The 12,356-nt window shown below is 56.0% G+C and carries 12 protein-coding genes; 9 read left to right on the top strand and 3 right to left on the bottom strand.

The window, feature by feature from the left end; all coding sequences use genetic code 11:
- The first annotated feature begins 8 nt into the window (after positions 1-8).
- Complete coding sequence (speD, locus tag EHV07_RS03995; RefSeq protein WP_147195315.1) at positions 9-818, top strand: adenosylmethionine decarboxylase; 810 nt, start codon at positions 9-11, stop codon at positions 816-818.
- Between the two features lie 45 nt (positions 819-863).
- Here speD and EHV07_RS03990 read toward each other — a convergent pair whose 3' ends face one another.
- The 3 genes from EHV07_RS03990 to EHV07_RS03980 are packed head-to-tail and all read right to left on the bottom strand — an operon-like array spanning position 864 to position 4,008.
- Complete coding sequence (locus EHV07_RS03990; RefSeq protein WP_147195313.1) at positions 864-1,622, bottom strand: DeoR/GlpR family DNA-binding transcription regulator; 759 nt, start codon at positions 1,620-1,622, stop codon at positions 864-866.
- Between the two features lie 6 nt (positions 1,623-1,628).
- Complete coding sequence (locus EHV07_RS03985) at positions 1,629-2,609, bottom strand: D-threonate 4-phosphate dehydrogenase (protein ID WP_147195309.1); 981 nt, start codon at positions 2,607-2,609, stop codon at positions 1,629-1,631.
- Positions 2,602-4,008 carry a four-carbon acid sugar kinase family protein gene (locus EHV07_RS03980; RefSeq protein WP_147195307.1) on the bottom strand — a complete coding sequence of 469 codons (1,407 nt, stop codon included), beginning with the start codon at positions 4,006-4,008 and terminating at the stop codon, positions 2,602-2,604. Before EHV07_RS03980 ends, EHV07_RS03985 begins: the two co-directional genes overlap by 8 nt.
- A gap of 202 nt (positions 4,009-4,210) precedes the next feature.
- Between EHV07_RS03980 and EHV07_RS03975 the strand changes: the two genes are divergently transcribed.
- The 8 genes from EHV07_RS03975 to EHV07_RS03940 all read left to right on the top strand — a co-directional run bounded on the left by EHV07_RS03975 (position 4,211) and on the right by EHV07_RS03940 (position 12,256).
- On the top strand, positions 4,211-5,353 hold the full coding sequence (locus EHV07_RS03975; RefSeq protein WP_147195305.1) for an iron-containing alcohol dehydrogenase: 1,143 nt from the start codon (positions 4,211-4,213) through the stop codon (positions 5,351-5,353).
- A gap of 14 nt (positions 5,354-5,367) precedes the next feature.
- Positions 5,368-6,252 carry a dihydrodipicolinate synthase family protein gene (locus tag EHV07_RS03970; protein ID WP_147200519.1) on the top strand — a complete coding sequence of 295 codons (885 nt, stop codon included), beginning with the start codon at positions 5,368-5,370 and terminating at the stop codon, positions 6,250-6,252.
- A 47-nt stretch (positions 6,253-6,299) separates the two neighbouring features.
- Positions 6,300-7,250, top strand: a complete 951-nt coding sequence (locus EHV07_RS03965) for a phosphoglycerate dehydrogenase (protein ID WP_147195303.1) — start codon at positions 6,300-6,302, stop codon at positions 7,248-7,250.
- A gap of 84 nt (positions 7,251-7,334) precedes the next feature.
- Positions 7,335-8,654 (top strand): MFS transporter, encoded by a 1,320-nt coding sequence (locus tag EHV07_RS03960; protein WP_147195301.1) that lies wholly within the window; start codon positions 7,335-7,337, stop codon positions 8,652-8,654.
- Positions 8,655-8,732: 78 nt separating this feature from the next.
- Entirely contained in the window at positions 8,733-10,148 is a 1,416-nt protein-coding gene (locus EHV07_RS03955; protein ID WP_147195298.1) for a sodium:solute symporter family protein, read from the top strand.
- 1 nt (position 10,149) lies between these two features.
- Complete coding sequence (locus tag EHV07_RS03950; protein ID WP_147195296.1) at positions 10,150-11,337, top strand: exo-alpha-sialidase; 1,188 nt, start codon at positions 10,150-10,152, stop codon at positions 11,335-11,337.
- Positions 11,334-11,582: a YhcH/YjgK/YiaL family protein gene (locus EHV07_RS03945; RefSeq protein ID WP_147195294.1), complete on the top strand. Its 249-nt coding sequence runs from the start codon at positions 11,334-11,336 to the stop codon at positions 11,580-11,582. The genes EHV07_RS03950 and EHV07_RS03945 overlap by 4 nt, the downstream gene beginning before the upstream one ends.
- Positions 11,579-12,256, top strand: coding sequence for an SDR family NAD(P)-dependent oxidoreductase (locus EHV07_RS03940; protein ID WP_147195293.1), 678 nt, complete (start codon positions 11,579-11,581; stop codon positions 12,254-12,256). The genes EHV07_RS03945 and EHV07_RS03940 overlap by 4 nt, the downstream gene beginning before the upstream one ends.
- Positions 12,257-12,356: the final 100 nt, after the last annotated feature.

Here is a 12,356-nt window from a genome sequence, read left to right as displayed (position 1 = left end):
GAACGAAATTGCAAAAGCTTAAACTACATGGCTTCAACAACCTGACGAAAAGCCTGAGTTTTTGTATCTACGATATCTGTTACGCAAACACCGATGCGGAGCGTGACGGATACATTGCGTACATTGATGAGCAGTATAATGCTAACCGCCTGACTGAGATCCTCAGCGAAACCTGCTCGATTATCGGCGCTAACGTGCTGAACATCGCTCGCCAGGACTACGAGCCGCAGGGTGCCAGCGTCACCATCCTCGTTAGCGAGGAGCCAATCGACCCGAAAGATATCGATACATCAGAACACCCAGGCCCGCTGCCGGGTTCGGTCGTTGCCCACTTGGATAAGAGCCACATTTGTGTGCACACTTACCCGGAAAGTCATCCTCAGGGCGGCCTTTGCACCTTCCGTGCGGATATTGAGGTTTCTACCTGTGGCGTCATTTCGCCGCTTAAAGCGCTGAACTATTTAATCCACCAGCTGGAATCTGATATCGTCACCATCGACTATCGCGTGCGGGGCTTTACCCGTGATGTGAAAGGCGTGAAGCACTTTATCGATCATGAAATCAATTCCATTCAGAACTTTATGTCGGAAGACATGAAATCGATGTACGACATGATGGATGTGAACGTTTATCAGGAAAACATCTTCCATACCAAGATGTTACTGAAAGAGTTCGATCTGAAGCACTACTTATTTAACACCAAACCGGAAGATCTCAGCCCGCAAGAGCACAAGCGGATCACCGATTTGCTGTGGAAAGAGATGCGTGAGATTTACTACGGACGCAATATCCCGTCCGTGGGGTTTAAAACGCTGTAACAGCAGAAACGGGTGGCCAATGGTCACCCGTTTTGCTTTCAGGCATTACGTCAGGATCAGGTTGAATGCCTGACCACTCAGTTGAAGATGAGCGTCACTGCTCAAATGCTTATCCGTAATGACGTCGGTAAGGTTTTGCAGCGGCGTGGCGCAAAACAGCGACCAGGAACCGTATTTGCTGCTGTCTGCCAGCAATACGCGTTGCCGGGCGTTGGCCAGCAAATCCTCTTTCAGCCCCGCTTTCTCTTCCGTCGGCGTGGTGATCCCCTTCTCCAGACTCCAGGAATTACAGCTGACAAAAGCAATATCAGGGTAGATATTCCGCAGCAGTCGGCGACCATGTTCGCCGATACAGGACTGGCTGGAATCATCAATCCGCCCGCCGATGATCGTCACTTCAATCTGTTTAAACGCCGACAGAAACAGCGCAATGTGCAGGTCGGCAGTGATCACCCGCAGCGGCAGATGCGTTAACTGACGAGCCAGCTCCAGCATGGTCGTGCCCGCATCCAGCACCACGGAGTCGCCAGATTTCACCAGGCCGGCGGCAGCAACAGCGATCGCCTGCTTCTCGGCCAGATTGCGCTGCATTTTCTCCAGCGTGGTCGGCTGCGCAGGAATAAAACGATTCAGGGTGACGCCGCCGTGCGTCCGGCTGATCACCCCTTCCCGATCGAGCTTAATAAGATCCCGGCGAATGGTCGCGGGTGACGCTTCAATAGCAGCCACCAGCTGATCGACGGTAACGAGATTATGGCTTTTCAGATAATCCATAATCTGATCGAGGCGACTTTGTCCCTTCATATGTCCTTATGCCAGCTGCATCGCTAGCTGAATGGAAATCGCCATGCTCTCAGACTTCGCTTTACCTGTCCAGGCAATATCAAAAGCCGTGCCGTGGTCGGCAGAAGTGCGGATAAACGGCAGTCCGGCGGTGATATTCACCCCGTCATAAAAGCCCAGCAGCTTCAGCGGGATGTGTCCCTGATCGTGATACATCGCCACCACAATATCGTACAGGCCTTCGTAGCATTGCAGAAAAACCGTGTCCGGCGGGCAGGGGCCGAACACGCTGTAGCCCTGCGCTTTCATCGCCTCAACTGCCGGACCGACAATCCCGATCTCTTCGTCGCCGAACAGGCCATTTTCTCCGGCATGCGGATTGACGCCCGCCACGGCAATACGTGGTTTTTCAAAACCGACGCGTTTAAGGAAAGTATCTGCCATGCTGACTACCGTTTCTACACGTTCGCGGTTCAGCGTATCCAGGAACTTGCGCAGGGCGATATGCGTGGTGACATGAATGACCTTCAGGCGATCGGTGTGCAGCACCATGGCGTAATCTTTGCTGTTGGTCAGCTTTGCCAGCAATTCAGTATGCCCCGGATAGAGATGCCCGGCAGAATGCAGCGCTTCTTTATTTAGCGGCGCGGTGGCGATAGCGTGAACGTCCCCCGCCATTGCCAGTTCGGTGGCGCGTTTGACGCAGCGGTAAGCCAGATCGCCTGCATCAACCTGCACCACACCCGGCTTTAACGCCTCGGGATCGGTGAGCGGCTCGTCGATAATATTAATGATGCCTGGCGCAAAATGCGCATCGGCTACGCTGTTCAGCACGCGCAGCTCAGCCTGCGGCGTGATGCCCATCGCCAGAATCCGACGTAGTGTCGCCGCACATCCCACCACAATCGCTGGCGCGCCGGAGAGTTCTCCCTCAGCCAAAGATTTGATGATAATTTCCGGACCAATACCCGCCGGATCGCCCATGGTAACTGCAATAATTTTACTCACTCGCTTTCTCCTCAATAAAACGAAAAACCTCTACCAGGGTGTTGTCATCACCAAAACCGCCAGCCTTGGTGAGCACCAGCAGGTCATTTTTACACGCCAGCAGCTGGCCATAAGGCACGCAGCCCGCCACCTGTCCGACAATATGAAAGCCCTGAGCACCGAGCTTATGCGCCACCGCTATCGCCACGTCGCCGCCCGAAAGATACAGCCCGGCGGGCGTCGCCTCGCTCAGAATGTCACCTGTCAGTTCTGCCAGAAAAAGGCAGATGCTTTCGCCAAGCTGCTGGCGAGAGAGATCGTATCGTTCGCACAAGGCGGTAATGGCCCGACGCTGATCGGCCTGCTGACAGGTGCGGATGACGCAGTGTCGTCCTTGCAGCAAAGCCTGCCGTGCCGTTTGTAACCACTTATCGCTGTCCTGCCAGCCGGTAAACAGCTGGGTGATATCAACGTCAATCAGGCAGAGCGGCTTATGTTGCTGGAGTTGGGTTAGCTGGCGCTGGGTGATTTCGCTCATTGAGCCAACAACGGCCAGCACGGGTCTGAACTGCGAGGCTCTGCCGTGCGCGGTGGCTGCAACGGTTTCGGTTTCGGCTTCGGCTTCGGTTTCGGTTTCGGTTTCGGTTTCGGTTTCGATTTCGGCATAGCTGGCGTCGCCGTTGTCCGTGGAGCACAACCCTGCCCTGGCGGTTTGCGCCAGCAGGTTTCCCAACGCGTCACTGAGACCGGCTGCGCCCGCCAGCAGCGGTCGCTGAGCCAGCTGCGAAGCCGCTCGCATAATGCGCTGCAAATCGTCATCGGTTTCTGCATCAACCACGATCAGCAACTGCCCCTGGTCGATGGCCGCATGGATCCTTTCAACGAGATCCGCTTCGCGTACCGCAGATAAGGGAATGAGTCCGACAGGCAGCGAGCTTTGTTCTTTCAGCCGCAGCAGCACGCTGGCTTGCGTAACGGGCGTTTTTGGATCGCTGGCATATTCGGTTGTCGTTAACAGCTGCTCGTGAATAAAACAGCAGCCTTCCCGCGTGACGCGGCCCAGCGTCGGTACCGCTGGCGCGATTAGCGCGGCCGGTGCGCCGCTTGCCAGCAGCGCCGCCTCAATTTCCGCCCCGGGATTTCCACGCAGCGTCGAATCCATTTTCTTAAAAACCCAGCCGCTGGCCGCAATGTCTGCATGGCTGTGGATTGCCGCCGTCGCAAGGCGGGCGGCCAGTCCGGCGCTGACCGCACGACTGTCGGTGTTGATGACGTGAACATCGGCGTCCTGATCCCGTCGTGCATTGAACAGCACATTGACCCGCGCACCGGCTCTGGCCAACCCGCTGCCGGCATCATTGGCACCGGTAAAGTCATCAGCGATCACCAATACCGGCGTTTTCCACTGCAAGCGCGTCATCTTTTCTCCTGGCTAAAAGAACGGAAGCGGTTCGCTTCGACCGGTAATGATTATATTCAATCATGATTGATTATATGTGAGCACGATCAAATTAATCAAAATCAATTTGCCCTATAAAATTAGCCACCACTCGCTCACAGTCGTGAGTAAATGACTAATTAAAATCACTCGCGACAGCGCGGGCAGAAACAGGGTAAGGCGAATGAATATCAACAGCACCGTAATCAGTGGAACCCTTCATGACATTGGCTATCTGCTGCATGACTGCCAGCACGTGCTGCTGGTAACGGATAAAAATATTGCGGGGATTGCAGCGGTACAAACGCTGATTAAACACATTGCCAGTAAGGTACCGACCGTCAACATCATCGATTCGGTGCCGCCGGAACCAAGCCAGCATGACGTGGCGGCGATTGTTGCACCGCTGGCTATCAAGGGCATCGACAGGGTTATTGGTATTGGCGGCGGCAGCGTGCTGGACGTCGCTAAACTGCTCTCCGTGCTCTGTGTGGAAGATGCGCCGTCGCTGGACGCGCTGCTTCAGGGCGAAAAACCGCAGCGCCGCATCGCCTCATTGCTGATCCCAACCACTGCGGGCACCGGTTCAGAAGCCACGCCAAACGCCATCCTGGCGATCCCGGAAAAAGAGACCAAGGTCGGTATTATTTCGCCGGTGATGCTGCCGGACTATGTGGTGCTGGCGCCTGAACTGACCATCAGCATGCCCGCGCACATCGCCTCCTCTACGGGAATCGATGCGCTGTGTCATCTGATTGAGTGCTTCACGGCAACCGTAGCGAATCCGGTCAGCGATAACTATGCGCTGATCGGCCTGAAAAAGCTGTTTGCCAGCCTGGAAAAAACGCTGGCCGAACCCGACAACCTCGCGGCTCGTCTCGATATGCTTTGGGCCTCTTATTACGGCGGCGCGGCGATTGCGCATGCCGGGACGCATCTGGTGCATGCCATGTCTTATCCGCTGGGCGGCAAATATCACCTTCCCCACGGCGTGGCGAACGCCATCCTGCTCGCACCCTGTATGCGCTTTGTGCGCCCGGCGGCAGTCAGTAAATTCGCTCAGGCGTATGACCTGCTGCCAGATGCCGACTTTACGCTTAGCGAAGAAGAGAAATCTTTCGCGCTGGTCGATTACTTCGCCGCGCTGGTCAAACGCCTCAAGCTGCCCGCCAGCCTCGATGAGCTGGGCATTAATGCCGACCATCTTCCCTATCTGGTGGAGGCTGCGCTGGACGTACAGCGCCTGATGAAAAACGTTCCTGCTCCCGTCAGCGCCAGCGACGTTCGCAACGTCTATCTGACGCTGTTTCCGGCACTGAATCATTAATGACAACCGAGGATATGATGAAAAAAATTACCGGTGTATTAACCGCCATCGTGACGCCTTTTACCCGCGACGGCGACTACTTTGAGCGCGCGATGCGCGAGCAGATCCGCCGTCAGCTGGCGGCGGGCAACGGTATCTTCTGTGGCGGTACCAACGGCGAATTTTTCGTGCTCAACGAGCAGGAGAAGCTGGCGGTGACCCAAACCTGCGTGGACGAAGTAGCAGGCAAAGCGCATGTGGTGGCCCACGTCGGCGAAATCTCTACTCGCGAAACAATCCGGCTTGGCAAACAGGTCGCGGCCCTCGGCGTGGATGCTGTTTCGGTGATCACGCCTTACTTTGTGCCGCTGAAGCAGGCGGAACTGATCGTCCACTACGAAGCCGTGGCGGATGCACTCGACGTGCCGGTTTTCCTCTACAACATCCCGGCGCGTACCGGCAATACGTTGCAACCGGAAACCGTCCGCAAACTGGCCGCTCACCCGAATATCATTGGTATTAAAGACAGCGCGGGCAGCTATGAAAGCCTGAGCGGTTTTCTACAGGCGGCAGAAGGCCAGCAAAACTTTGACGTGCTGAACGGACCTGACTCGCTGATCCATCAGGGTTTTGTCGACGGCTGCTCCGCCTGTATTTCCGGGCTGGCAAACGTCGCGCCGAAAGAGATCAACGCTATCTGGGCGCGTTTCTATGCTGGTGATATCGACGGTTCGCGCAAGGCACAGGAAAACGTCACCGGCCTGCGCACCGATCTCTACAGCGTGGCCTTCTCGCCCGCCGCCGTGAAAAAAGCCGTGGCGCTGATGGGCTATGACGTGGGTGAAAGCCGCTATGCCGTACGCTTCAGCGACGACGACGCGCAGCGTATCCGCCAGATCGTCAATCAGTACACCCAATAATTTTGCGGCGGCCTGCTGCCGCCTGCTCCAATACCGGGACAAGCACGATGAAAGTTCTCTGTACTTCACCCTCGTTTGCAAAATATAACGCCCGACCTGTTACCGCACTGAAAGAACAGGGCCTGGAGCCGATCATGCTACCCGCCGACGCGCCGCTAAGCGCGCTGGAACCACATCTGGCAGAAACCGTAGCGATGATTGTCGCCTTTACCGACGTCAATGAAGAGCTGCTGTCGCGAGCACCAAAGCTGCAAATTGTCTGCAAGCATGGCGTCGGCGTGGACAATATCGATTTGATCGCCGCCCAGGCTCGCGGCGTTTTTGTGACCAACGTGCCGGATGCCAACAAGCATGCGGTGGCGGATTTTGCGTTCGCGCTGATCCTCAATATTGCCCGTCAGGTGACGACCGCCGCAACAGCAACCCGTGCCGGACAGTGGCCGCGTATTTTCGCTACGGATGTCTATGGCAAAACGCTTGGCATTATTGGGCTGGGCAATATCGGCAAACAGGTTGCCCTGCGCGCCAGCGGTTTCAATATGCGCGTACTGGCCTTCGATTTTTATCCCGACGAGAAGTTCGCCGCCGAGCACAATATCGAGTTTGTTTCGCTCAACGAGCTCACCGCGCAGAGCGACTTTATTACGCTGCATACCCCGCTGACGCCTGAAACGCGCAATCTGTTTGATAGCTCACGCCTCAGAATGATGAAGAAATCTGCCTTTCTGATTAACGTCTCGCGCGGCGGCGTGGTGAACGAAGAGCAGCTGTACCACGCGCTGACCGATAACGTGATAGCGGGTGCCGCCGCCGATGTTTTCGATCGTGAACCTCTGGAGACCCATCCGCTGTTCTCGCTGGCGAATTTCATACCTACCTCGCATATCGCAGGCTATACCGATGGCGCCATCAGCGCGATTGGCGAGCGTTGCGTGCAGCAGATTATCCAGTGCGTCTGCCAGCATCAGCGACCAGTTAATATTATGAATTCATTGTAATAAAGCCCGGGGCGCCGTTTCCGCCCCGACTAAAAAGCCGGACAGCGATCCGGATAATAACAACCTCTGTACCGGGCGATGACTATGAATACTGTTGCAGGAAACACCCGTATCCGCTGGTGGATTGCTGGCCTGATGTGGCTGGCGATTGCCATCAACTATATCGACCGCACCGTGCTGTCTGCGGCCGCCCCCCATCTGATCGACGAACTAAGCCTCAAGCCTGAAATGATGGGCTTTATTATGGCGGCGTTTTTCTGGTCCTATTCGCTGCTACAAATTCCGGCGGGCTGGTTTGCCGACCGTTTCGGGCAGAAAAAAGGGCTGGGTCTGGCAGTCGCCTGGTGGTCTATCGCCACCTCAATGATGGGGCTGGCGACCGGTTTTAAATCCCTGCTGGCACTGCGTCTGGCATTAGGCGTGGGCGAAGCGGCGGCTTATCCGAGCAATGCCGGGATCACCGCCCGCTGGTTCCCGGATAAAGAGCGCGCTACCGTTTCCGGCCTGTTCGACAGCGCCTCAAAATTCGGCGGCGCGGTGGCAATGCCGCTGATCGTCTGGATAATTTATCTGTTCGACTGGCGTCTGACCTTCCTGGTCATCGGTGGCGTCGGGTTGTTCTGGGTCATTGCCTGGTACTTTATCTACTTGGAAAACCCGGAAGATCACAAGTACATCAGCCCGCAGGAAGTAAATCTGATCCGTCAGGGCCAGGCCCGCCAGCACGGCGACAAAAACGTGAAGCCGATGAAATGGTACAAGCTGCTGCGCTATCGCAATATCTGGGCGATGTGCATCGGCTTCTTCACCATCAATTACACCTCCTATTTCTTTATTACCTGGCTGCCGACTTACCTGGTAAAAGAAAAAGGCATGGATTTTATCAAAATGGGAATGATTGCCGCCCTGCCGCTGCTGTGCGGAATGATTATTGAGGTCGCGGCTGGCTGGGCATCCGATCGGATAGTGCATAAAAAAGTGCTGTCGCTGACCGCCACCCGCAAGCTGTTCCTGACCATTGGCCTGCTGATGGCGCTGTGTATTGGTTTTGCGCCTTTTACTGACTCCGTCTTTATGACCGTTTTTCTGCTCTGCGTCGCGAAATCCGGCACTACGGTCGCTGCTTCGCAAGTCTGGGCGCTGCCCGGCGACGTTGCGCCGAAAAACAGCGTCTCTATCGTCGCCGGTTTGCAAAATACCGTCTCGAATATGGGCGGCGCGGTGGGGCCGATCGTCACCGGCGCTATCGTTGCGGCGACCGGTTCCTTTACCTGGGCGCTGGTCTTCTCCGCCGTGCTGGTGGTGATTGGCATCCTTAACTATCTGTTCCTGATGGGCAAAGTCGAACCCATTGACGACCACGACTCACTGCCGGCTCACCAGGTGTCGATGGGGCGCGTTTAACCCCTTTTCCTTAAACCCTACACAAGCGCGAACAGAACCTGAAGGTCGGCGCGCTTACACTCTTTGTGAGGCATCACTATGAAAGAGTTTTCCAACCAGGGCACGCTGATCATTATTGTAATGGTCGTGGGCTACATTTTGTTTACTACCTGGCTAACGTTCCGGTTAAGAAGTAAAAGCTCCGGCGATTTTATGGAAGGTGCGCGCTCCATGCCGGCCTTTATCGTTGGGATAATGCTGATGTCGGAATATATCGGTGCCAAATCTACCGTGGGTACCGCCCAGGCGGCGTTTGAAGACGGTTTTGCCGCCTCGTGGTCGGTAATTGGTGCCGCTATCGGCTTCCCGATTTTCGGCCTGCTGCTGGTAAAACGCATTTATAACACCGGAAAAATCACCATTTCTGGCGCAATTGCCGAGAAGTACGGTAGCACCACGAAAAACATCATCTCCCTTATCATGATTTACGCCCTGCTACTGGTGAACGTCGGTAACTACGTCAGCGGCGCGGCAGCGATTTCCACCGTGCTGAAAGTAAACCTGCCGGTGGCCGCTTTTATTACCGCTATCGTCAGCACGTTCTATTTTGCTTTTGGCGGCATGAAAGGAATGGCATGGGTGACCATGCTGCACAGTGCGCTGAAATATATTGGCATTCTGATTATTCTTGGTGTGGCGCTGAAAATGACCGGCGGCATTACGCCAATGGTGCAAAAAATGCCGGATTTCTACTGGACGTGGGACGGTCATGTCGGTGCCAGCACCATTATGGCCTGGCTGATCGGCACGATCGGGTCGATCTTCTGTACCCAGTTCGTGATTCAGGCGATCTCCTCGACAAAAAGCCCGGCAGCCGCGCGCCGTGCCACTTGGGTGGCGTTCTTTTTCTGCCTGCCGATTGGCCTCGCGATTGCGCTAATTGGCGTGGCGGCCAAGTACCTTCATCCTGAAATCAACAGCCTGTATGCGCTGCCGGTATTCTTGCAGGATATGAATCCGTGGCTGGCGGGCATCGTGACGACTTCGCTGGTGGCTTCGATCTTTGTCAGCGTCGGCACCGTCGCGCTGGCCATTGCGTCATTGATCGTGAAAGATTTTTACGTGCCGTATCGTCATCCTACACCGGAGCGCGAATTTAAAATGACGCGTCTGCTGTCGCTGGCGATTGGCTTTGCGCCGCTGATTTTTGTGCTGTTCGTCCCGGAAGTGCTGAAGCTGTCGTTTTTTACGCGCGCCATTCGTCTTTCGATTTCCGTGGTGGCGATCATCGCCTTCTATCTGCCGATGTTCAAAAGCGCGCGTGGAGCCAACTGGGGCTTGATTGGCGCCTGCGTAATGACCTCCGTCTGGTTTGTGCTCGGCGATCCCTTTGGCATTAACAACATGTATATCGCGCTGATCACCCCAGCGGTGATTATGGTTATCGACCACCTGATCCCGCGTCGCGTAACCGTTAAAGAAACCGAAAACACGCTGCAAAAAAGTGGAGCCTGATATGACTCAGCAAACCGTGGAACGCGATGGCCTGGTACATCCCGCAGACAATGATGCGGCCCTGCAAGTGGCGATGCTGCCTTCCGTCTGCCCACAAAATCATGCGGCTAATCTGCTGCCGCTGCCGGATGGCGATCTGCTCTGTACCTGGTTTGGCGGCACTCAGGAAGGCATTGCGGATATTTCCGTCTGGTGTTCACGGCTGGCGAAAGGCAGCCAGCGCTGGAGCGAACCGCTGAAGCTTTCCGACGACAGCAGCCGTTCTGAGCAGAACCCGGTGCTGTTTCTCGATCCCGAAAACGTACTGTGGCTAATGTACACCGCGCAGAAGTCAGGCAATCAGGATACCGCTATTGTTCGCTTCCGCCAGTCCGGCGATCTGGGCAAAACCTGGGGGCCCATCGCCACGCTGCTGGATAAGCCCGGCACCTTTATCCGCCAGCCGGTGGTGGTGCTTCCTGGCGGCAACTGGCTGCTGCCGGTGTTTTACTGCGTGACGCAGCCCGGTGAAAAATGGGTCGGCAACGCGGACACCAGCGCGGTAAAAATCTCCTCCGATAAGGGCAGAACCTGGCGGGATGTTGCCGTACCGGAAAGTACCGGTTGCGTGCATATGAACATTACGCTGCTGAAGGATGGCTCCCTGCTGGCGCTGTACCGCAGCCGCTGGGCGGATCATATTTATCTCAGCCGCTCCTTCGATCGGGGCGAGAGCTGGTCGGTTCCGCAGCCAACCGATCTGCCGAATAACAACTCGTCGATCCAGGTGACGACGCTGGCGAATGGCGATCTGGCGCTGGTGTTCAATGCCATGAGCGCCGAAGGCGCCAGTGAACGCCGCCTCTCCTTATACGATGAGATAGAAGATGAGGATGATGTCGCCGTCGCAACGCAGCCCGTTGTGCACCGCGGTAAGACCGCTTTCTGGGGGGCGCCGCGAGCGCCAATGACGCTGGCGATTTCGAAAGATGGTGGCCAGAGCTGGCCGTGGCAGCGCAATCTGGATGAAGGCGACGGCTACTGTATGACCAATAACTCACAGCAGAAGCTGAACCGCGAATTCTCCTATCCGACCATCAAAGAGGGTGTGAACGGCGAGCTGCATATTGCTTACACGTATTTCCGCCAGGCGATCAAATATGTTCGCGTCAGCGAGGCATGGGTGCTGGCAGCAAAGGAGGAGCAATGATCACCGGGCATTTAACGACGCTGCCGCTGGCAACCTTGCCACATCTGCTTAGCAATCTGCCGGCAAGGCCAGGGTACCAGCTTGCCATATTACAAGCGCATGATGACGGCAAAATCCAGCCGGTCGGTGAAGCAGGGTTCTGCACAATCGGCGTGGCGCAGACCGCGCCCTCAGAAAGCCCCCATACGGAATTTCACCGCCAGTACCTGGATATTCAGGTGGTGCTGGAAGAGGAAAAGCGATGAACCGTCATGCCCTGGTCACCGGAGCCAGCTCCGGTATTGGCGCGGCCGTCACCGATAAGCTGCTGGCTGAAGGCTGGCGCGTGACCGGTCTCAGTCGTACAGCGGTTAAGCGCGATAATCCACATTTTGCCTCGCGTTCGGTCGATCTTTTCGATACTGCTGCATTAAAACAGACGCTGGCCACGCTGCCGCCGGTCGATGCCATTATTCATGCAGCAGGCATGATGACGGCCGCGCAGCTGGGCGAGCTGGATGATGGCGTTAGCGAACAGCTTTGGCACCTGCATATCCGGGTCGCGGAGATCCTCGCTAACGAGCTGGTGGCGCAGTTACCAAAAGGAGGACGTATTGTTTTACTGGGCAGCCGCACGTCGACCGGCGCGGCGGGTCGTAGTCAGTATGTCAGCACCAAATCGGCGATGAAAGGTATGGTCAGAAGCTGGGCGGCCGAGCTGGCTCCTCGCGGCATTACGGCCAATATTGTTGCGCCAGGTGCAACGGAAACGCCGATGCTGACTAAGCCTGGACGCGAAAGCTCCCCCCCTAAACTCCCGCCGATTGGGCGCTACATCCAGCCGCAGGAGGTTGCCGCACTGGTCAGTTTTTTACTCTCTCCCACCGCCGATGCCATGACCGGCCAGGAGCTGGTGCTGTGTGGGGGAGCATCGTTGTAATCCTTTGTTATTGCTAATTTTAATATCTATCTCATTGAACAGCGAGCCATGACGTCATTTACTGTGCAGCTGGGCGACCAGGCTCAACCCCGCTTTACCA

Origin of the sequence: Pantoea sp. CCBC3-3-1 (genome assembly GCF_007981265.1) — a bacterium.
Classification (GTDB): domain Bacteria; phylum Pseudomonadota; class Gammaproteobacteria; order Enterobacterales; family Enterobacteriaceae; genus Erwinia.
Note: the sequence above shows the minus strand (reverse complement) of the source record. Positions and strands in the feature narration are given on the sequence as shown.